This window comes from Marinobacter sp. MDS2, assembly GCF_030718085.1.
Taxonomy (GTDB): Bacteria; Pseudomonadota; Gammaproteobacteria; order Pseudomonadales; family Oleiphilaceae; genus Marinobacter.
Genome location: NZ_JAVAJF010000001.1, coordinates 1,810,419 through 1,832,083 on the forward strand (window position 1 = coordinate 1,810,419; position 21,665 = coordinate 1,832,083).

Below are 21,665 nucleotides of genomic sequence, written 5' to 3' on the forward strand. Positions count from 1 at the left end.
TGGGTTCTTACTTGGGCAACTGTTTCCAAGGATAGTCCTCCTTCCCCTCTGGCCCAGATTTCCATTCTTTATAACGCGATACCATGCACCGCCCGCACGGCCTGTAGCCAGCGTGAATGGCATCTTGTTCATTCGCAAAGAAGACACGATGTTCTGCATAGCCTTTAGAGAGCGCTCCTTTGGCCGCAGAGCAATCCAATCGACCGTAAATTCGCGCTTTGGAGTTGCCACCCAGAGAGCCAGGCGTTTTGCTGATGACGGTAGTTCCGTCTGCGGACAATAATTTATAGGTCTTCACTGATACTCCCTTACCCATAACGCTTTTGTTCAGCGGCAGCCTTGGCGCAGCGAAGCGGAGACAAGGCTGTCCGGTGGAGGGCCTTCAGGCCCGGAACGTACTGGAACTATTGGTTAGGCATGATTACTGCCGGGCGCGATTACAGACGAAAGTAACCAAATCGGCCTTGCTTGAACCTGACACAAGCTCAGCCCACTGGACATTGTCGTACATTTTGATATTTGATTGGCTGCCATCACCATATCCTAAGTCCTGATAGCGCCTCTTGTCGCAGTCAATTCGAGTCACAGAATATCCATGACTAGCTGAGCTCACCCTACTATGCACCGTCCGCAGATACTCCCCATCAGATTCAGTAGTGATGAGATAATAGCTGGCCTTTTCGGACATGCTTCTTGGGATTAATTCTCCTTCTGGAGCGGACTGAGAGGATGATTGTTTTGTAACCTCGCCCGTATAGCTCGACGAATTATACCTTTCCGCCGAATTTTCCATTTTAAATGATGCGAATATAAAGAAACCAATTACTGACAACCCAGCAGTGATACCAACAAACCTGGCAAAAAGCTTATTTTTAAGTTTTAACTCTTTTTTCTTTATCAACTTTTCACGCTCTTTCAGCGACTTCTCCAATGCTTTGAGCTCTGCCTCTTTTTTATATACCCAATCCTCCATTTTTTTTCGCCGTTTCTCATCGCGTTCAGCTTTGAGGTGTGCCGCTTTATCAACGAATTCTTCTGTCTTTTTACCAGCGCTCTCAATATAGCTAGCTGCTTTGCCCTTCCAGCCATCAATTCTGCTCATTTTATTCGGCCCCTCCGGGCTTAAATATTATTGCTAACGCCAGAATTAAGGGGCGCCCGAATAGGGCGTCCGGTGGACGGCCGCTAGGCCGGGAACGAACTTGAATGATTGGTTAGGCATTTTTCAGTCTCCCGCTCCGCACGGAGCTGCCGGTAATTTGCCTGCCAGAGTTCGCTGCCATGCAGTGGCAACCTCTTGGGAACTGAATGCTCCATGTAAGTCCCCATTAGACATTGGCCCCATTATCGTCGCCCTCAAGAACTCCTGATCACCGACAACAAGGCGGCTCATTCTGCCAATGTTTGCTTCAGTGAACCTCTCAAAACTAGTGGCCCCAACTTTTGTCAGCTTTACGTGAACCGGCCATTCATTCTCGATCTGTGTACCTACTGCCGATTGCTGCACGTAAGCCGAACACAAGTGAAAATCTAGCTCAGTCTCTGCTAATACAGCACCGGGGGTAACCAGCAAAAGGGTTGCGACCCATTTCATCATCACGATTGCCTAACGCCAATATTAAGCGGCGCCCGACTAGGGCGTCCGGTGGACGGACGCCAGGCCGGGAACGAACTTGAATGACTGGTTATGTTGCGGTTCCGTACGACGAAACCTCGATCAAATTTTGATCGGGATCTCTGAAGTAAAAGGATTGTATTGGCCCTACCGCCCCTGTGCGCGAAACAATGCCTTCTACGATTTGAACCTTTTTTTCTGAAACTCGATCGTAAGCCTCGTGGATAGGCAGTTCGGTAATAAAACATACATCTGCCGAACCCGGCGTAGGAGTGCGAGCTTTTGGTTCAAACTCCTTACCCGATTGGTGCAGATTGATTTTCTGGGCACCAAATTTCAGCGCAACTCTTCCCTCACCAAAAATTTCCTGCTCCATACCGAGGACATCCGTATAAAAGCGAACCGTATCCTCTATGCTGCGAACAGTGAGTACAAAATGGTCAAGTCTCAAGATCACAACGAGGCTCTCCTAGCAACATAACGCCTGCATAAACGGCGCCCGACTAGGGCGTCCGGTGGAGGCCCATCGGGCCGGAACGAATTTAATGCACTGGTTATGTGGTGCGCGGCGCAAACATGATGATTGCCATACCTACCAGCGCAACGGCTGAGCCTACCAAGTCCCAAGCAGTTGGACGGATGCCATCTACTGCCCACAGCCAAAGTATTGCCATGAAAATATAAACGCCACCGTAAGCAGCATAGACCCTACCAGCGGCTGTCGGATGCAATGAAAGCAGCCAGGCGAATGCTGCAAGACTCAATGCACCAGGCACCAAAAGCCAAATAGTTTTGCCCTCGCGAAGCCAGAGGTAAGGCAGATAACAGCCGACAATTTCTGCAAATGCGGTAACGAGGAAAAGGCCAATTGTTTTCAACTCAGGCAAAACAACCTACTCCTTGGCAGTAACACATAACGCCGCGCTCTGCGGCAATTTTGGAGCGCAGCGGAAAAATTGTCCGCCAGCAGCGCCTGGTTATACGAATGTGGCCGAATAAAATCCAGTTAGCAGTGCACCAAAGATCGTAAATCCTGATCCAATATGGATGATGTATCTAGATACACGAAACTTCAAAATCGCTGACCAAATATCGAGCATACATTCATAAGCCATGTACTCGTCTGAAGGTGAGAGGCCTGATTCTTCATTTTTCTCTTCTTTTTTCTTTCTTCCGAACACGGTGTGAGCAGAGCTTCGAAACCGGAATAATGGCCAGAAATTAGCGAACAATGGCAGGTCGAAGTAGTCTTCCATTACTGTAGGAAGATGAATTCGAATAACATGCGTTCCAACATCCAACGGAACTTCTGGATTGCTTAGCGTGAGCTGGTGCAAATCCCCATTTAAAAGACGCCTCTTAGCGGCTCGGGGGAGAAACGGCCACCTTCTCCACGGACTCTCTTGTTCCAGAATGTCTCTATAAAGAATGTCAACATTTAGGCGGACTCGTTCATGTAGGTCTGTCTGCCAAATCAAACCGATGGCTCCAATTGCGGAACCAAACGTCGCTAGAATTGCTCCCGATGACAGCAGGGTAACCAAGGTGGCTTGGCTTTCAGGTCGAGATAGAATCTCATACGCAATAGCGCCTCCGACGAAATAGACAAGGGTGATAATAAGATAATGCAGCCTCAAGTGGTGATGGGTGCTTTCCTTTGCAGGCCGCTTTTGATTGTCTTCTTTTTCATCACTCACGTTTCACCACTGACCTCTTTAATTAGTATAACGCCCTGAATAAGCCGACAATTTGGAGCGGCCGCGGAAAATTGGTCGGCTTGATTCAATTGTTAGCTGTGTTCGATATCGTATCCCGCATTTCTCAACTCAGCATCTAATTCACTTCGCCAATTTCCCGCGGCATCCATGGTTATGTAGACAACACCACTTATATCATTAGGCGTTTCAACGGTTCCTTTCACTAAAGCAGCTACACGTGATCTTGATAATTTTGCAATGAGATAACCATGCTCAAAAACAACATTTTGACGGGCTCTCCATTTATAGCCGAGGCTGTCGCGCTTTGCGCCAACGTCACACTCTGTATAAAGGACTATGCCAAAACCTACGTTGCTATAATGGTCAATCTTTTCAATAATCGTTCTACCACCACTAGCTTGCAAGTGAAGGATTATCGGCTCAAGCCCTTTAGATTCAACGTAAGATTTGACATCGTTTTTCGCATGCTCATCATGACCATGAACAATAAACACCTGATCTCTATTAAATTGCGCGCCCTCTTCAGCTGGCTTATTCTCTGGAAGATCTTGCGTTGGCACGTCTTTATTAGCATTGGTTATATTGTTTTCTTTAAGAACTCTCTGGAGATCAATATTTTTTATAGCCCAATGTGTCCGAAAGAATTCATACTCTTCAATACCTAACTCGAGTGCGACCCTTTCTATATTTTCAGTAGAAATAACTCCGATACTTTCGTCACGCTCAAAGATTACGCGGTAATCTCTACCCGAAGCAGTGATGTTCGTGATGTTGCCAACGAATGCGCCCCCCTCGCAGTGTTCGTGCATAAATAGGCACGGATATGACTTAATTTCCCGCACTACATCCGGACCGAGATTGCGATACCGCATTTGAGTTTCTGAATCAGTGTACTCAAGGAAGCGGGAGGCAGAGACCGTCACTTCGTTCTCAGTTTCTTCTGGGCCAATGTAACCCATGAATAAGTTATACATTTCTTTCCCTATTTACAGCTAACGCTGTGGCTTTGCGGCGTACCGGAGCGCCAGCGCAGGTGCGTCCGACAACAGCCAATTGTTATATTTTTTCATAGTGTCTCGTAACCTCTTGCTGCGCCACTTTTTGAAACAGAGATATTTTTTCTCGGGCATCCGCCACCATTGTGTCAAGCAAGCCGGTCTCTTGTTGATTTTTGCTCAAACAAATAAACGACTGGACAGAATACATCGCTTCGTAGGCTTTCAGCCGAATTGTGTCGTCGGAGATTATCTGCAATTCATTAAAAGCACGGAGGTACTGGTTGTAGTCATCGGAAGCAGGAGAGCAGCTGCTATAGAGATAGGTTTGAATAAGCTTTTGTGACAAAGATAGGAAATCTACATATTTCGACTTCTTTTCCTCTTGAAGAGCATAGAAAAATCTCCGTTGCTCTTGGTCGTTTTCATGCTCCTGCTTTTTGACCAACACAAAGTAACCAAAAACGCTCGATATGGCGGCTCCGAGACCAATCTTTACAGCCGTATCCACAACACCAATCCAGGTCAAATCCACTCAGAACTCCAATACTCGGTCAAAATATAACAGCAATTGGATCGATGTCTCAGTGATTGCGAAAAATTGACTGCTTCGTTATCACGGATTTTTCGAACCCCAGTACACCGATCAAAAACACGTAAAACAAAAGCTTAGCTCAGTTTTTAGAAGCCTACTACGTAATCATTTGACTTCTGTGATCTGCGCCACCAATAATACTGTTCAAATATACAGTTATATTTTTGGCACGGAGGCCCAAAATGCAAGGAAAGCAACCTCGCCTTCGCGATCAGGTTCGCGCGGTGATTCGCGTTAATCATTACAGCATTCGTACCGATAAAACCTATTGGTATTGGATTCGCTATTTCATTCGTTTCCACCAAATGAAACACCCACGAGATATGGGCCCGCCGGAGGTTAATGAGTTTTTGACCTGGCTTGCCGTACATCGCAATGTTGCGGCAGCCACGCAGGCACAGGCGCTGAACTCTTTGGTGTTTTTGTACGACAAGGTATTCGGGACTCCACTCGGCGAGATTGGAGAGGTAGTCCGGGCAAAGAAGCCTCGTAAGTTGCCCGTGGTGCTCACGCACGATGAAGCGATGCGCATCATCAACCATCTCAGTGAACCTAATAAGCTGATAGCATCCCTCATGTATGGCTCGGGTTTGCGGGTAACCGAGGCCTGTCGTCTGCGCATCAAGGATCTAGATTTTCAACAGCAGGTAATCACCGTGCGCGACGGAAAAGGCGCCAAGGATAGAACCACCTTATTGCCTGCCACGCTTATAGAGCCACTGCAGAGCCATGTTGAGAACATCCGCAAAGCCTGGCAGCAGCGTAGTGAGGAGTTTCTGCACCCTGTCAGTATGCCCTTGCCTTCCGCCACACCTTCGCCACTGAACTCCTAAAACGTGGCAACGATATTCGCACCGTGCAGGACCTCCTCGGCCACGCCGACCTGCGAACCACCCAAATCTATACCCATGTTCTTGGGCAAGGTTTTGCGGGGGTTCGCAGTCCGTTGGGATGAATGCAGCTCAGCGTTTGTGAGTACTCACCACTCCAACTGCGCCCCAGTCTGGTACTCAATTACCCGCGTTTCAAAGAAGTTCTTTTCTTTGCGCATGGTGGCTTGCTCATCCAGCCAGGGCGAGACGTTTTTCGCGCCCGGGAACGGGTCTTCCAGCCCTACGGTGCGAGCGCGGCGGTTGGCCACAAAGCGGAATTGTTCGGTGTGGTATTCCGCGGAGTAGCCCAGTATCGGGTCGCGCAGAATATAGTTGGCGTAGTCGCGCTCGGCGGCTTCGGATTCTTCCCACATCTCGCGCACGGCCTTCGGGTCCAGGCTGATGTTTTCTTCTTCCAGTATCTGGTTCACCACTTTCAGGCCGAAGGCGAAGTGCATGGCTTCATCGCGCAGGATGTACTGGAACTGCTCACCGGTGCCGCGCATCAGGCCGCGGCGTTGCAGGGCGAAGATGGGGCTGAAGCCGTTGTAGAACCAGCAGCCTTCAAACACCGCCGCAAAGAACAGGTACGACATGATGAATTCTTGCAGGTCGTCTTTGTTGCGCAGGTTGATGTCGGGGCGCATGGCGGCGTCCAGCCGGCGGTTGGCCATCTGGATTTTAGCGTTGATTTGCGGCACCACGCGGTAGCGATTGTAGATTTCGCTCTGGTCCAGGTTCAGGGTTTCAATGCAGTGCTGGTAGGTCCAGGTGTGCAAGGCCTCTTCGTACACTTGGCGCGCCTGGTAGATTTGCAGCTCCGGCGCGGTCATTTTTTCCATCACCGCCAGGCCGATGTTGCGCATGGCCAGTATGTCGGAGGTGGTCAAGTAAGCCACCACGTTTTCGAACACGTGCTTTTCCGCCGGGTTCAGGCGGTGGTGGTAGTCGTGAACGTCTTGCGCCATGTTCACGTCCAGCGGGGTCCAGTGGTTTTTGTTGGCGTTCATGAAGAACTCCCAAGCCCACGGGTACTTGAACGGCGCCAGCTGGTTTACGTCGGTTTCGCCGTTGATCACGCGTTTGTCGTCTACGTTCACCGGGGCCACGCTGCTGTCTGCAGCGGGCTGGCTTTTTGGTTTGGTTTCGTCGTCCCAATTCAACATGGTTGTGCCTCTCTGAATAAGTAAGTGGTTACTGACAGGCTTCGCAGTCGGGTTCGTCGATACTGCACACTTGTGGCTGCGGCGCGGCAACCGGGGCGGCTTGCTCGTTCACGCCGGTGGCGCCGAGTGAGCGCAGGTAGTAGGTGGTTTTCAAGCCACGTTCCCACGCCAGCTGGTACAACTCGTCCAGTTTTTTACCGCTGGGTTCGGCCATGTACAGGTTCAGGCTCTGGGCCTGATCCAGCCATTTCTGACGGCGAGAGGCGGCTTCTACCAACCAACGGGCGTCGATCTCAAACGCGGTGGCGTAGCGGGATTTCAGTTCGGTGGGTATACGGTCAATTTGCTGCACGCTGCCGTCGTAGTATTTGAGGTCGTTCACCATCACGTTGTCCCACAGGCCGACCGCCTTGAGGTCACGCACCAGCGAGGGGTTCACCACGGTGAATTCGCCAGAGAGGTTCGATTTCACGAACAGGTTTTGATACGCCGGCTCGATGGATTGCGACACGCCCACGATGTTGGAAATGGTGGCGGTGGGTGCAATGGCCATGACGTTGCTGTTGCGCATGCCGTGCTGGGCGATGAGTTCGCGTACCGGCGCCCAGTCCAAGCGGCTGTCGGTATTCACGTTGATGTCGTCTTCGCGGCGGGCGTTTTTCAGCAGTTCGATGGAGTCGATGGGTAGAATGCCCTGGCTCCACAAGGAACCTTCGTAGCTTTCATAAGCGCCCCGCTCCGCCGCCAGCTGGGCGGAGGCGCGAATCGCGAAGTAGCTCAGCTGCTCCATGGCCACGTCGGCGAATTCCACCGCTTGCGGGCTGGTGTACGGCAGGCCCAGTGCGTAGAGCGCATCTTGGAAGCCCATCAGGCCAAGGCCGACCGGGCGGTGCTTCAGGTTGGAATTGCGTGCTTGGGGTACGGCGTAGAAGTTGATGTCGATAACGTTATCGAGCATGCGCACGGCGGTGTTTACGGTGCGCTCCAGGCGCTGCACATCCAGCTCGCCATTGGCGATGTGAGCCGCCAGATTCACCGAGCCCAGGTTGCACACGGCAATCTCATCGGCGCTGGTGTTCAGGGTGATTTCGGTACACAGGTTGGAGCTGTGGACTACGCCCTTGTGCTGCTGCGGCGAGCGCAAGTTGCAGGGGTCTTTGAAAGTGATCCACGGGTGGCCGGTTTCAAACAGTACGGTCAGCATTTTGCGCCACAGCTGTTTGGCCGGGATGGTTTTGAACAGCTCGATTTTGCCTTCCGCGGCCAGTGCTTCGTAATGCTCGTAGCGCTCGCGGAATTCGTTTCCGTACAGGTCGTGCAAATCGGGCACGTCGCTGGGGCTGAACAGAGTCCAGTCGCGGTCTTGGCGCATGCGTTCAATCAGCAAGTCCGGCACCCAGTTGGCGGTGTTCATGTCGTGGGTACGGCGGCGTTCGTCACCGGTGTTTTTACGCAGTTCCAGAAACTCTTCGATGTCCAGGTGCCAGCTTTCAAGATAGGCACACACCGCGCCTTTGCGCTTGCCGCCCTGGTTTACGGCGACGGCGGTGTCGTTCACCACTTTCAGGAACGGCACCACGCCCTGGCTTTGGCCGTTGGTGCCTTTGATGCGGGAGCCCAATGCGCGCACGGGTGTCCAGTCGTTACCCAAACCGCCAGCCCATTTCGAGAGCATGGCGTTGTCGCGAATCGCGCCGTAGATGTCTTCCAGATCGTCGCCCACGGTGGTGAGGTAGCAGGACGAAAGCTGGGAATGGCGAGTTCCGCTGTTAAACAGCGTGGGCGTGGAGGCCATGTAGTCGAACGACGACAAAAGATTGTAGAACTCGATGGCGCGGCTGTTGGGGTCGTCTTCACGCAGCGCCAAACCCATGGCCACACGCATGAAGAATACCTGTGGTAGTTCCAGGCGGTCTTCTTTCCAGTGCAGGAAGTAACGGTCGTACAGGGTTTGCAGGCCGAGGAAACCAAACTGTTGGTCGCGCTCGGGCTTGATCGCCGCGCCCAGCTGTTCCAGGTCAAACGCGGCCATGGCTTCGTCCAGCAGTTCGTAACGAATGCCGGCGTGAATAAAGGCGCTCAGGGCCTGTGGATAAACCTCCGCAAGGCTCAGGCTGGTGTCGAGATTCAGAGCGGTCACGCTTTCAAGGCGCAGTTGTTCCAGCAGCAAACGGGCAGTCACGGCGCTGTAGTCGGGCTCACGCTCGATACGGCCACGAGCGGTCATAATCAGGGCGCTCAGTACCTCGGCTTCGTCGATTCCGTTGTAGAGGTTGCGGATGGCCTCTTCCACCAACGAATCGCCTTCAATGCCTTCCAGCCCTTGAGAAGCCTGCTCGACTTGGCGTTTCATCAGGCCTAAGTCCAAGGGTACGGTACGGCCACTGGCTTGTTTTACGGTGAGATGAGGGTGCGCTTCTACGGGTTCGTGCTGGGCGCGCTCACGGGCGTGTTCTTCACGGTAGAGTACGTAGGCGCGGGCCACTTTTTGTTCTTCGGCGCGCATCAGGGCCAGTTCTACCTGATCCTGGATGTCTTCAATGTGTACCCGGCCACCGGCTTTCAGGCGGCGACTGATGGCCTGCACAACCTGTTCGGTTACGCGGTGGACGGCATCGTTAATTCGGGCAGATCCGGCGGCTTGATCGCCTTCAACCGCCAGGAAGGCTTTGGTAACGGCTACGCTGATTTTAGACGGGGTAAAACTGACCAGATTGCCGTTGCGCTTGATAACCTGCAGGGCTTCTGTGTCGGACGGTGAGGTGGGCCGCGGTTCGGCCAGGGCTGTAGCAGACATACCGTTATCTCCTGAATACGCGTGGGTTCTATAACCTTCGCGTACGCAGGACGAACAAAGCATCAACCCGAGCGGGCTGTCGCTGTGCCATGTTCGTTGCTGCTCACCTTAGGGTGCCAAAATGCAGGCGCCTGAGTCGCGAAGGTGCAGTCGAGCTGTTTTCTTCGTGGCGATAGAAAACAACACGTCTCTGGCAGGTCTTCGGACTCAGGGGCGTGAACCTTGTGGTTCGGCCTTGTGTGGCGACTTCCCGGCGGTTGCCAGTGTCGTTATGCCACGCTCGTTCCCCAATACCGCTGCGCGTCAGTTCCGGATTCTCACCGGATTCCCGGCTACCTTTTGATCGAAGTGTTTGAAATTCGCTCAAAACACAACATCTGGTAGCTAGCCAGAGACACCACAACTATATACACGAACTCATAGAGAAACAAGATCAGCGCAGGATTGCCGCTCAGAGGGCCGGAAAGCCCGGTAACAGAATGGATTTATCACGGGTGTCGGCCGGCGGTAACTCACCTCGTTCCGCCAATCGGTGGTAGGCAGCGTCGAACTCTGCCCGAAGGGTTTTCGCCCAGGGTGTGGCGGCTGAGAACAACCAGGCCCCTTTTCGGGTTCGGAGTTCGGTTTCCCGGAGTATCGCATCCGAAAAATCCGTTAATTCTTCTCGCACCGGATCACGGTAATCCAGCAGGTAGTCCCCTCGGCCACGCTTGAGCATATCAATAGCCGAGCGGTGGCTCGGTGCGTTGGTAATCCGGATGTCGCCCTGCTGTTCCAGCCATGACCGAAGGCCGCCATAGGTGAACCCGTTGATCAGTATCACCACCTGGTCGCGAAAATCGTCTATGTGCGTAATCGGCGCTTGGTCTTCGCGGTACCAGGCACTCAGTACAACAGACACCAGATTGATCTCGCTGTCGATCACGGCATCCTGCAGTGCAGGCACGTTGGTCAAACCCAGCGCGAAATCGATGCTGCCCTTTTTCAGATAGAGGTATGCGCGACTAACGGGAAGATACAGGAAATCCAGCTCATAGCCCGCCTCACGGGCCACCTTGCGGGTTACATCCAGCATCGCGCCTTCCGGCTCACCCTCCGCGTTCTGATAGGTAACCGGAGGGAACTCCATGTAAGCCACTCGCAGGGTGCGGGTGGCTGGCTCGGTGTGCTGGATATTTTCTGCGTGCACAGTACCCACAACCCCTGTGAGCCAAAGCCCGCTCAACAACACAACGATGAAGCGGTGCATAGCTCTGGGTATGAGAAGGCTAAGGCGCATAACAACTCTCTGGAATCTCTTTAGCGATAGAGAAGAGTAACAGATCACAGGATTGTCTGTGCAACGCAATACTCACACTGGTTCAGAAAGCGTGAGTGACCATATACAAGCCGACGCCGCCCATCACCAATGTGTAAGGGAAGGCCATAATAACCATCTTGCCGTAGGACAAACGCACCAGAGGCGCAATCGCCGAGGTCAGCAAGAACAGAAACGCCGCTTGGCCATTGGGTGTGGCTACGCTGGGCAGGTTGGTGCCGGTGTTGATGGCTACGGCCAAGGTCTGGAAGTGTTCGTAACTGATGCTGCCGCTATCCAGCGCTTGCTTCACTTCACTGATGTACACCGTTGCGACAAACACGTTGTCGCTGATCATGGACAGTATGCCGTTGGCAAGGAAGAACATGCCCGGCTGCTGGCCTTCCGGCAGGCTCAGAACGTAGTCGATAATCGGCTTGAACAGGTGCTGCTCGTGGATCACCGCCACCACGGCGAAGAACACCACCAACAATGAGGTAAACGGCAGCGATTCCTGGAAGGCTTTACCGATTTTGTGCTCATCAATCACGCCGGTGAACGAGGTGATCAGAATGATCACCAGCAAGCCAATCAGCCCCACTTCAGCAATGTGGAGCGCAAGCCCCAATACCAGCACCACCGCCGCAGCGGCCTGAACCCAGAGCGCGGCTTTATCGGAAGCCGTGCGGCTGGTGCGCTCGTTTTCGGCAAACTCTTCCAGCACCCGGCGCACGGGTTTCGGCAAACGGCCGCCGTAGCCAAACCAGCGCAGTTTCTCCAGTGCCCAACAGGTACACAGCCCGGCCACGAGAACCGGCAAGCTCACCGGCGCCATGTGCAAGAAGAAGCCCGCAAAATCCCAGCCCACCACTTTAGCAATCAGCAGGTTTTGCGGCTCCCCGACCATGGTGGCCACACCACCGAGCGCGGTACCAATGGCCCCGTGCATCAGCAGGCTGCGCAAAAAGGCACGGAAGTTTTCGAGATCTTCCCGGTGCAGTTCAACCACGTCATCGTCACTGTTGGCGTTGTGATCTTTTTGCTGATATCCCTTACCGGAGGCAACCTTGTGATACACCGAGTAGAACCCGACCGCAACACTGATGATCACTGCCGTAACGGTGAGTGCGTCAAGAAACGCGGACAAGATCGCAGCGGCAATACAAAAGAGCAACGAGAGTGCCGATTTGGAGCGCACACCCACCAGTATTTGGGTGAAGGTAACCAGCAATAGCTCCTTCATGAAATAGATGCCCGCCACCATGAACATCAGCAGCAGAATCACCGGGAAGTTGGTGAGCACTTCGTTGTAAACCGCATCGGCGGTGGTCAGGCCAATCAGCAAGGCTTCCACCGCCAGCAACCCGCCCGGCAGCAACGGGTAACATTTGAGCGCCATTGCCAATGTGAAAATAAACTCACCAATCAACAACCAGCCCGCAACGCCCGGCCCGAACACGTACATCACGATGGGATTGGCGATCAAAAACAACAGGATGACTTGTTTGTACCAGACGGGGGCGTTGCCGAGGAAGTTACTTTTAAAGCCGGACACGATGGAGTTGGGCATTGCTGGGTTCTTTTGAAAGTGGGCGTTAATAGGTTACGGGGTGGCGCCCATACTTTCCTTGATAATAGTCGGCTTGGTGCTGGCTAAAACGCCCCTGCATGGGCGCCATGCAGAGGACTTGGAGTCGTTATAGGATCACGGCCAACGACTCTTCAGTAAATCAGGAAGCCGTACCTTAAAGTCATTCGCTTAAGAAATAAAGCAAGCTGCGCGAAGCTGATGATCCAGATCATCGGGTTGCAGCGTTCGGCTAATAATTTCCAGCCGTGATTCCTCGGCGGGCTCCGTTTCCAGGAGCGTTAGTGTGCCTTGCACGGCGTTTAACATCCACCAGCCATCGGTTGTGTGCACCACCCCTTTAAAGCGTTCAAAGTCCTCGTTACTGGCCAGACTTTGCAGAGCGATCGGATCAAACACGGTGTTTTTGTGGATGCGCCAGCCCATGCTGGTATAGCCATCGCCCTTGTTAAAATACGACTGCCAGGGCTCTTCCGCCAGTGAGGGTTTTTCCTCCAGAGTTTTGTTGTGGTGATGGTGGTGAGCTTCAGGAAACTGAGGCGGAAGTTGGTCAGAATCCCCTGCCAACCATTCTAGAGGGAGCTGCCCTCCACTGATTTGCTCAATGCGCCGCTTTGCCGGTTGCCAGTCACTCGCCCAAACATCAAACCGGGCTAGCTGTTCGGGTGTGCACAGATCGGCTTTGCTCGCCACCAACAACTCCGCTACGGCTACCTGATCATGAAACTGCCGGCTGGCAAGCACCCGCTCGTCTTCAAGCCTGCGCGGATCAACCAGGCAAACGGACGTGGAAAGATGCAAAACGTCCCTATAGAACTCACCGGTCAGCGTTTCAATCACTTGGGCCGGGTGCCCCAACCCCGTGGGTTCGATGAACAGCCGGTCAGGGCGCGCAAAACTGATCAAACTGTTGAGACCAATCTGCATAGGCAGCCCGGAGACGCAGCACATGCAGCCGCCTGGCACTTCTTTCACCGCCACGCCCTGATTCGACAGCATGGCGCCATCAATGCCCACTTCCCCAAACTCGTTGACCAACACCGCCCAGCACTCGCCTGCTGGCTTTTGCTTCATCAGATTAAGAATTGCCGTGGTCTTGCCTGCGCCTAGAAAGCCAAGTACCAGGTGCGTGGGTATGCGTGCCGGGGTGTTTGCCATTTTTTTATTAAGTCTTTACCAAATCGCCTAAAAAGTTACGGCCGGAAACCGGCCGCAACTAAAAAACCTGTCAGCGTGGCCGGTCGGTTATTCGACCGTCACGCTCTTGGCGAGGTTACGAGGCTGGTCTACGTCGGTGCCTTTCAGTACCGCGACATGGTACGACAGCAACTGCAGAGGCACGGTGTAGACGATTGGTGCGGTGATTTCATGGACCGACGGCAGCTGCATTACATGAATGCCGGGCTCGGCTTTCACGCCAGCGGCTTTGTCAGCAAACACAAACAGCTCGCCGCCACGGGCACGCACTTCTTCCAGGTTGGATTTGAGCTTCTCAACCAAGTCGTTGTTGGGGGCAACCGTCACCACCGGCATCTCACTGTCCACCAGCGCCAGCGGTCCGTGCTTCAGCTCGCCGGCCGGGTAGGCTTCGGCGTGGATGTAGGAGATTTCCTTAAGCTTAAGCGCACCTTCCATCGCCACCGGGTACTGAGAGCCACGGCCCAGGAACAGGCTGTGGTTCTTGTCCATGAAGGCTTTGGACATAGTCTCGATTTCGCCGTCCAATGCCAGAACGTCGCTCACTTGGCCGGGCACCAGGTGCAAAGCTTCAACGATTTCAGCTTCTTTCTCTTCGCTCAGGCCGTTGTGACGGGCCAAGGCCACCGAGAACAACAACAAGGCTACCAGCTGGGTGGTGAAGGCCTTGGTAGAGGCCACGCCAATTTCCGGGCCGGCCTGGGTCATGATCACCAGGTCGGATTCACGCACCAAGGAGCTGCCCGGTACGTTGCAAATGGCCAGTGCCGCGCGGAAGCCGGCTTTTTTGGCCTGCCGCAGAGCCGCCAGGGTGTCGGCCGTTTCGCCCGACTGTGAAATGCACAGGAACAGAGTGTCCTGCTGAATCACGTGTTTGCGGTAGCGGAACTCGGAGGCCACTTCAACCGAACAGGGCACTCCGGCCAGTTCTTCGATCCAGTAACGCGCGACCATACCGGCGTGGTAAGAGGTACCGCAGGCAATAATCTGCACGTGACGCACATTTTCCAGCAGCTTGGCGGCATCGGTACCCAGCGCTTGTTCCAGAACGCGGCTATCTGTGATGCGGCCGGTCATGGTGGCTTTCACCACCTTTGGCTGCTCGTAGATTTCTTTCAGCATGTAGTGGCGGTATTCGCCTTTATCGGCCGAATCCGACGCATGCTCAAAGCGGGTGATGCTGCGTTCAACCACGTTACCGTCGCGGTCTTCGATGGCGATCTTGTCCTTGCGGATGTCGGCGATGTCGCCTTCTTCCAGGAACATGAAACGGTCGGTTACCGGCAACAAGGCCAGTTGGTCAGACGCAATGAAGTTTTCGCCAATGCCCACACCGATAACCAGCGGGCTGCCTTCACGAGACACCACCATATGATCCGGCTCGTCGGCGTGCACGACCGCCAGGGCGTAAGCGCCGCGCAGACGGGTCATTGCCGTTTTTACCGCCTTGTACAGGTTGTTGTCGGCCTGATAATGCTTGTTGATCAGGTGCGCAACCACTTCGGTATCGGTCTGGGAGGTGAACTCGTAGCCTTCGGCTTTGAGTTCATCGCGCAGTTCCTGATAGTTTTCGATGATACCGTTGTGCACGAGAGCCAGGCGCTCACCCGACATATGCGGGTGCGCGTTCAGCTGTGACGGTTCACCGTGGGTGGCCCAACGGGTGTGGGCAATGCCCATGTGGCCGGCAACGGGATTGGCTTCGATCGCGTCTGCCAAGGCAGCAACTTTACCAACTTCCCGGGCGCGCTGAACCTGGGCCTCGGCCCCGACAACGGCCATACCCGCGGAGTCGTAACCCCGATACTCGAGACGGCGAAGGCCCTCCAGCAGAATTCCCTGGACATCCCGTTCAGATACCGCTCCTACAATCCCACACATGCTGCTATCACCTGTTCGTTAATCGGTCTTTACGCTTTTTTCGGCCGTTCCCAGCCTGAAATATTTCGTTGTTTGCCACGAGCCACGGCCAAGTCGTTTTCGGCGACGTCTCGGGTAATGGTAGAGCCCGCACCAATGGTCGCCCCTTCATCAACTTTCACCGGGGCCACCAAAGAGGTGTTGGAGCCGACAAAGACGCCGTCACCCAATTCGGTGCGGAACTTGTTAACGCCATCATAATTGCAGGTGATCGTACCTGCACCCACATTCACATTACGGCCAAGAGAGGCATCGCCTACGTAACTGAGGTGGTTGATCTTGCTGCCCTCACCCACAATGGCTTTCTTAGTTTCCACGAAGTTGCCCACCTTGGTATTGGCCGACAACTCGGTCCCGGGGCGCAATCGCGCAAAGGGGCCGATTTGAGCATTCGCTCCGACCACCGCGCCTTCAATCACGCTGTGGGCCTTAATCTCGGCGCCGTCTGCAATCGTCGCATCTTTAATAACACAACCCGGGCCAATGCTGACGTTGCTGCCAAGGCTGACCTTGCCTTCAAACACCACATTGACGTCGATCCAAAGGTCGTTGCCAATGGTCAGTTCGCCCCGAACGTCGACGCGAGAGGGATCCGCCAGAGTGGCACCGTTGGTCATCAATCGTTCCGCTTGCTGGAATTGATACCAACGCTCTAGCTCCGCCAGTTGCAGGCGGTTGTTCACGCCCTGCACTTCAAACGCCGTCTTTGGCTGGGATACCGCCACCGACAAACCGTGTTCAACCGACATGGCAATGATGTCTGTCAGGTAGTATTCGCCCTGGGCATTACTGTTCGAGAGCGTGGGTAACCAACTCTTCAAGTGCTTGGCGGAAACCGCCAAGATGCCGGTGTTTACTTCTTTGATCGCCTGTTGCTCAGCGGTGGCATCTTTCTGCTCAACGATGGCCTGCACCTGTCCTTCCGCACTGCGCACAATCCGACCGTAACCCTGCGGGTTGTCCAGATCGACCGTGAGCAATGCCAGGCGCTCTTCGTTGAGCTCTTGAACCATGCCTTGCAAGGTGTCTTTGCTGGTTAACGGCACGTCGCCGTACAGAACCAATACGCGTGCGTCGTCTGGCAAATCCGGCAACGCTTGGGCCACGGCATGGCCCGTACCCAATTGCTCGGTTTGCAGAACCCAGTTAACGCTGTCGTCCTGCAGGGATGCCCGCACCTGATCTGCACCATGACCGATCACCGTGTGTATTTTTTCTGCGCCCAGCTGCTTTGCGGTTTCAACCACGTGGTGCAGCATGGCTTTGCCGGCTACCGGGTGTAACACCTTCGGCAGTGCGGATTTCATCCTTGAACCCTGACCGGCGGCCAGAATAACAACGTGTAACGGATTCATGGGGCGATCAACTCCAAATTCGTTGGTCATCTCATAGTAAAAAACCGCATCCCGATGAAGGGCTACTGGTTTCCTCTCGGAACACCAGCGCCCGCCACCTGCGGATGCGGTTCACTGTCAGGCCTGTCCGGGCACTGACGCAAGCACTGCTTATCGCAGGTTCTTGCGCAGTTTCTGGATAGTGCGCAGCTGAGCGGCGGCTTCTGCCAGCTCTGCTGCGGCCCGGGAGTATTCAAACTCACCTGATTTGTTCGCCAGTGCCTTCTCGGCTTCCTTCTGGGCTTCCAGAGCTGCAGCTTCGTCTACGTCTTTAGCACGAACTGCAGAGTCGGCCATCAGGGTCACGAGGTTCGGCTGTACTTCGATGTATCCACCGGATACGTACAGAATTTCCTCAGCGCCACCCTGTTTGATGATCCGCACTGCGCCCGGCTTGAGCGCAGACAGTAGCGGAGCATGGCCAAACTGAATACCAAGCTCACCCTCGGTGCCGGTGGCGATTAACATCTCCACCAGACCGGAGTAAATTTTCTCTTCGGCACTTACGACGTCACAATGTACGGTCATAGCCATTTCTTACGCCTCTTGCGTCTGAAAGTGAAGAAAGGTGTTATTTACCTTCCTTCTCCTTCATTGCCTTAGCTTTCTCAATTGCTTCTTCGATGCCGCCGCACATGTAGAACGCCTGCTCTGGCATGTCATCGTAGTCGCCGTTAAGAATTCCTTCGAAGCTGGCGATGGTCTCTTTCAGAGACACGTACTTACCGGGAGAACCGGTGAATACTTCAGCAACGTGGAAAGGCTGAGACAGGAAACGCTCAATCTTACGTGCACGGGATACGATCAGCTTGTCGTCTTCTGACAGCTCGTCCATACCCAGGATGGCGATGATGTCTTTCAGTTCTTTGTAACGCTGAAGAACGTTCTGAACACCACGAGCAACGTTGTAGTGCTGCTCACCAATCACCAGCGGATCCAGCTGACGGGAAGTAGAGTCAAGCGGGTCGATCGCCGGGTAGATACCCTTGGAAGCGATGTCACGGCTCAGTACTACAGTCGCGTCAAGGTGCGAGAAGGTGGTGGCCGGGGATGGGTCAGTCAAGTCATCCGCAGGTACGTATACCGCCTGGATAGACGTGATAGAGCCGTCTTTAGTGGAGGTAATACGCTCCTGAAGCTCACCCATCTCCTGAGCCAGAGTCGGCTGGTAACCTACCGCTGAAGGCATACGGCCCAGCAGTGCAGATACCTCGGTACCGGCCAGGGTGTAACGGTAGATGTTGTCTACGAACAACAGTACGTCACGACCTTCGTCACGGAACTTCTCAGCCATGGTCAGGCCGGTCAGTGCTACACGCAGACGGTTTCCTGGGGGCTCGTTCATCTGGCCGTAGACCATCGCTACTTTATCAAGAACGTTAGAGTCCTTCATTTCGTAGTAGAAGTCGTTACCTTCACGAGTCCGCTCACCAACACCGGCGAATACAGAGAGACCGGAGTGCTCTTTCGCGATGTTGTTGATCAGTTCCATCATGTTAACGGTCTTACCAACACCGGCACCACCGAACAGACCAACTTTACCACCCTTGGCGAACGGGCAGATCAGGTCAATAACCTTGATGCCGGTTTCCAGCAGGTCGGCAGAGGCTGACTGGTCAGCGTAACCCGGTGCTTTACGGTGAATGCCCCAACGCTCTTCTTCACCGATCGGACCCTGTTCGTCGATAGGACGACCCAGAACATCCATAATCCGGCCCAGAGTTTGTGTACCTACAGGTACAGAAATCGGCTTGCCGGTGTTTTCTGCTTTCAGGCCACGCTTGAGGCCTTCGGTGCTGCCCATGGCGATGGTACGTACAATGCCGTCACCCAGCTGCTGCTGGACTTCCAGAGTTGTTTCGCCACCTTCAAGCAGCAGTGCGTCGTAAACGCTTGGCACGGAGTCACGTGGAAATTCCACGTCGATAACCGCGCCAATGATCTGAACGATGTGTCCGCTACTCATGCTCGGTTCCTCGTTATCTAGTAGTCAATAAAACCAGTAGGTTAGTGAGCGCGATCAAACAGATGCTGCGCCGCTCACGATCTCCGAAATCTCTTGTGTGATCGCTGCCTGACGGGCCTTGTTATAAGCCAGCTGGAGCTCATCAATGATGCCACCAGCGTTGTCAGTTGCGCTCTTCATAGCGATCATCCGGGCGGCCTGCTCACAGGCCAGATTTTCTACCACACCCTGATACACCTGGGATTCGATATAACGTGGCATCAACCCGTCAAGAATCGGACGTGAGTCCGGCTCGTAGATGTAATCCCACTGGCGACCGATGTCGTCATCTGAACCTTCCGGCAGAGGCAAGAGCTGCTCTGACTTCGGGCTTTGCGTCATGGTGTTTACAAACTCGTTGCTGATCAGGAACAGGCGATCAATCTTGCCTTCCTCGAACGCATTCAGCATCACCTTAACGCTGCCAATCAGCTGTTCCGCACTTGGGCTGTCGCCCATGTGGGTCAGGGCTGCCACCACATTTCCGCCGTAGCTGCGGAAAAAGGAGGCGGCTTTCTGGCCGATGGCACAGATATCGGTCTCAATACCTTTTTCTTTCCATTCACGCATTTCGCGCACGAGCAGTTTGAACGCGTTCGTGTTCAAACCACCACACAGACCGCGGTCTGAGGAAACTACAATGTAGCCTACCCGCTTGACCTCGCGCTCCTGCATGAACGGATGACGGTAATCTTTGTTGGACTTGGCAATATGTCCGATTACCTGACGCATCTTTTCGGCATACGGGCGAGTCGCCTGCATGCGTTCCTGAGCTTTACGCATCTTACTTGCCGCCACCATTTCCATGGCGGAAGTGATCTTCTGCGTGCTCTTGATGCTTCCGATCTGGTTACGTATTTCTTTTCCGACGGCCATAAGTCACTGCCTTTTCAAGTTAGACACTCAAAGGGACCAGCAGGCCCGCTTATCGGCGGGCCCAATGGATTTACCAGCTCTGAGTGGTCTTGAATTTCTCCAGAGCAGCTTTCAGGCCGGCAGCGATGTCGTCGTTGAACTTACCTTCAGGACCGATCTGGTCGAGCAGTTCTTTCTGCTCGGCACGCATCCAGTCCAGAAGTTGTGCTTCAAAGTTCACAACCTTGTCTACGTCAACATCGTCAAGGAAGCCTTCGTTCGCTGCGAACAGCACAGTACCCATTTCAGCCACAGTCATTGGGCTGTACTGGTTCTGCTTCATCAGCTCGGTTACGCGCTGACCATGCTCAAGCTGCTTACGGGTCGCTTCATCAAGATCAGAAGCGAACTGGGCGAATGCCGCCAGTTCACGGTACTGAGCCAGTGCCAGACGGATGCTGCCGCCGAGCTTCTTCATGATCTTGGTCTGAGCTGCACCACCTACCCGCGATACCGAGATACCTGCGTTCATTGCAGGACGGATACCGGAGTTAAACAGGTTGGTTTCCAGGAAGATCTGACCGTCGGTGATGGAGATCACGTTGGTCGGAACGAACGCAGAAACGTCACCCGCCTGAGTTTCGATGATCGGCAGCGCGGTCAAGGAACCGGTCTTGCCTTTCACTTCGCCGTTGGTCAGCTTTTCTACTTCTTCAGCGTTGATGCGAGAAGCACGCTCCAGCAGACGGGAGTGCAGGTAGAATACGTCACCCGGGTATGCTTCACGTCCTGGCGGACGACGCAGCAACAGGGAAATCTGACGATAAGCAACAGCCTGCTTGGACAGATCATCGTATACGATCAGAGCGTCTTCACCGCGGTCACGGAAGAATTCACCCATGGAGGTACCGGAGTACGGAGCCAGGAACTGCATAGCTGCAGGATCGGCAGCGCCAGCGGCAACGATGATGGTGTGGTCCATAGCGCCGTGCTCTTCGAGCTTGCGCACAACCGCAGCGATGGACGACTGCTTCTGACCAACCGCAACGTAGATACACTTGATGCCAGTGTTCTTCTGGTTGATGATCGCGTCGATCGCAACAGCGGTCTTACCAATCTGACGGTCACCGATGATCAGCTCACGCTGGCCACGACCGATAGGTACCATGGTGTCGATCGCTTTCAGACCGGTCTGAACCGGCTCGTCAACGGACTGACGAGCGATAACGCCCGGTGCAACCTTCTCAACAGGAGACGTCTGAGTGTTACCCAGCTCGCCCTTACCGTCGATCGGGTTACCCAGACCGTCTACTACACGGCCCAGCAGTTCGTTACCAACCGGTACTTCCAGGATACGACCCGTACAACGAACCTTCTGACCTTCGGCCAGGTCCTGGTAGTCGCCCAGAACAACCGCACCAACAGAATCACGCTCAAGGTTCAGCGCCATACCGTAAGTGCCGTTGGCAAATTCAATCATCTCGCCGTACATAACGTCGGCCAGACCGTGAATCAGTACGATACCGTCAGAAACGGAAAGGATCGTACCTTCGTTCTTTGCTTCGGAAGAGATGTCGAGTTTCTCGATTCTCTTCTTGATGATGTCACTGATCTCGGATGGATTCAGTTGCTGCATGCCTTTGTCCTCAAA

General features: G+C 54.0%; 19 protein-coding genes, 1 pseudogene and 1 riboswitch. Of the genes and pseudogenes, 1 reads left to right on the forward strand and 19 read right to left on the reverse strand.

Annotated features, from left to right (window positions below):
- Nucleotides 1–7: 7 nt before the first annotated feature.
- The 8 genes from Q9245_RS08570 to Q9245_RS08600 form a co-directional block, all read right to left on the reverse strand.
- Nucleotides 8–316: an Ada metal-binding domain-containing protein gene (locus tag Q9245_RS08570; RefSeq protein ID WP_153741639.1), complete on the reverse strand. Its 309-nt coding sequence runs from the start codon at nt 314–316 to the stop codon at nt 8–10.
- Nucleotides 317–421: 105 nt separating this feature from the next.
- Nucleotides 422–1,102, reverse strand: coding sequence for a hypothetical protein (locus tag Q9245_RS08575; protein WP_125872138.1), 681 nt, complete (start codon nt 1,100–1,102; stop codon nt 422–424).
- Between the two features lie 123 nt (nt 1,103–1,225).
- Nucleotides 1,226–1,597: a hypothetical protein gene (locus tag Q9245_RS15965; RefSeq protein ID WP_371824798.1), complete on the reverse strand. Its 372-nt coding sequence runs from the start codon at nt 1,595–1,597 to the stop codon at nt 1,226–1,228.
- A gap of 88 nt (nt 1,598–1,685) precedes the next feature.
- Nucleotides 1,686–2,072, reverse strand: coding sequence for a VOC family protein (locus Q9245_RS08580; RefSeq protein WP_305896736.1), 387 nt, complete (start codon nt 2,070–2,072; stop codon nt 1,686–1,688).
- 97 nt (nt 2,073–2,169) lie between these two features.
- Nucleotides 2,170–2,502, reverse strand: coding sequence for a YnfA family protein (locus tag Q9245_RS08585; protein ID WP_200205344.1), 333 nt, complete (start codon nt 2,500–2,502; stop codon nt 2,170–2,172).
- A 90-nt stretch (nt 2,503–2,592) separates the two neighbouring features.
- Entirely contained in the window at nt 2,593–3,312 is a 720-nt protein-coding gene (locus tag Q9245_RS08590) for a hypothetical protein (RefSeq protein ID WP_305896737.1), read from the reverse strand.
- A 92-nt stretch (nt 3,313–3,404) separates the two neighbouring features.
- Nucleotides 3,405–4,307 carry a nucleotide-binding protein gene (locus tag Q9245_RS08595; RefSeq protein WP_305896738.1) on the reverse strand — a complete coding sequence of 301 codons (903 nt, stop codon included), beginning with the start codon at nt 4,305–4,307 and terminating at the stop codon, nt 3,405–3,407.
- An 82-nt stretch (nt 4,308–4,389) separates the two neighbouring features.
- The gene (locus Q9245_RS08600; RefSeq protein ID WP_305896739.1) at nt 4,390–4,863 is read right to left on the reverse strand and encodes a hypothetical protein; all 474 of its coding nucleotides are present in this window, start codon (nt 4,861–4,863) and stop codon (nt 4,390–4,392) included.
- Between the two features lie 242 nt (nt 4,864–5,105).
- On the opposite strand from Q9245_RS08600, the pseudogene Q9245_RS08605 reads away from it, so the two are divergent.
- Nucleotides 5,106–5,878: pseudogene (locus tag Q9245_RS08605) on the forward strand (tyrosine-type recombinase/integrase).
- Nucleotides 5,879–5,902: 24 nt separating this feature from the next.
- Here Q9245_RS08605 and Q9245_RS08610 read toward each other — a convergent pair.
- From Q9245_RS08610 to atpA, 11 genes are all read right to left on the reverse strand, one after another.
- On the reverse strand, nt 5,903–6,961 hold the full coding sequence (locus Q9245_RS08610) for a ribonucleotide-diphosphate reductase subunit beta (protein WP_305896740.1): 1,059 nt from the start codon (nt 6,959–6,961) through the stop codon (nt 5,903–5,905).
- Between the two features lie 28 nt (nt 6,962–6,989).
- Nucleotides 6,990–9,758: a ribonucleoside-diphosphate reductase subunit alpha gene (locus Q9245_RS08615; protein ID WP_305896741.1), complete on the reverse strand. Its 2,769-nt coding sequence runs from the start codon at nt 9,756–9,758 to the stop codon at nt 6,990–6,992.
- A gap of 174 nt (nt 9,759–9,932) precedes the next feature.
- Nucleotides 9,933–10,166, reverse strand: a riboswitch (cobalamin riboswitch).
- 43 nt (nt 10,167–10,209) lie between these two features.
- Complete coding sequence (locus tag Q9245_RS08620) at nt 10,210–11,037, reverse strand: ABC transporter substrate-binding protein (protein ID WP_305896742.1); 828 nt, start codon at nt 11,035–11,037, stop codon at nt 10,210–10,212.
- 82 nt (nt 11,038–11,119) lie between these two features.
- Nucleotides 11,120–12,625 carry a sodium/proton antiporter NhaB gene (nhaB, locus tag Q9245_RS08625; protein ID WP_305896743.1) on the reverse strand — a complete coding sequence of 502 codons (1,506 nt, stop codon included), beginning with the start codon at nt 12,623–12,625 and terminating at the stop codon, nt 11,120–11,122.
- A gap of 189 nt (nt 12,626–12,814) precedes the next feature.
- Nucleotides 12,815–13,801 carry a GTP-binding protein gene (locus Q9245_RS08630; protein ID WP_305896744.1) on the reverse strand — a complete coding sequence of 329 codons (987 nt, stop codon included), beginning with the start codon at nt 13,799–13,801 and terminating at the stop codon, nt 12,815–12,817.
- 87 nt (nt 13,802–13,888) lie between these two features.
- Entirely contained in the window at nt 13,889–15,721 is a 1,833-nt protein-coding gene (gene glmS, locus Q9245_RS08635) for a glutamine--fructose-6-phosphate transaminase (isomerizing) (RefSeq protein WP_305896745.1), read from the reverse strand.
- Between the two features lie 29 nt (nt 15,722–15,750).
- Nucleotides 15,751–17,115 (reverse strand): bifunctional UDP-N-acetylglucosamine diphosphorylase/glucosamine-1-phosphate N-acetyltransferase GlmU, encoded by a 1,365-nt coding sequence (glmU, locus tag Q9245_RS08640; RefSeq protein ID WP_305896746.1) that lies wholly within the window; start codon nt 17,113–17,115, stop codon nt 15,751–15,753.
- A 150-nt stretch (nt 17,116–17,265) separates the two neighbouring features.
- Nucleotides 17,266–17,688: a F0F1 ATP synthase subunit epsilon gene (locus tag Q9245_RS08645; RefSeq protein ID WP_114335143.1), complete on the reverse strand. Its 423-nt coding sequence runs from the start codon at nt 17,686–17,688 to the stop codon at nt 17,266–17,268.
- Between the two features lie 37 nt (nt 17,689–17,725).
- Complete coding sequence (gene atpD / locus Q9245_RS08650; protein ID WP_305896747.1) at nt 17,726–19,120, reverse strand: F0F1 ATP synthase subunit beta; 1,395 nt, start codon at nt 19,118–19,120, stop codon at nt 17,726–17,728.
- A 54-nt stretch (nt 19,121–19,174) separates the two neighbouring features.
- Complete coding sequence (gene atpG, locus Q9245_RS08655; RefSeq protein ID WP_305896748.1) at nt 19,175–20,035, reverse strand: F0F1 ATP synthase subunit gamma; 861 nt, start codon at nt 20,033–20,035, stop codon at nt 19,175–19,177.
- 70 nt (nt 20,036–20,105) lie between these two features.
- The gene (atpA, locus tag Q9245_RS08660; protein ID WP_199005565.1) at nt 20,106–21,650 is read right to left on the reverse strand and encodes a F0F1 ATP synthase subunit alpha; all 1,545 of its coding nucleotides are present in this window, start codon (nt 21,648–21,650) and stop codon (nt 20,106–20,108) included.
- Nucleotides 21,651–21,665: the final 15 nt, after the last annotated feature.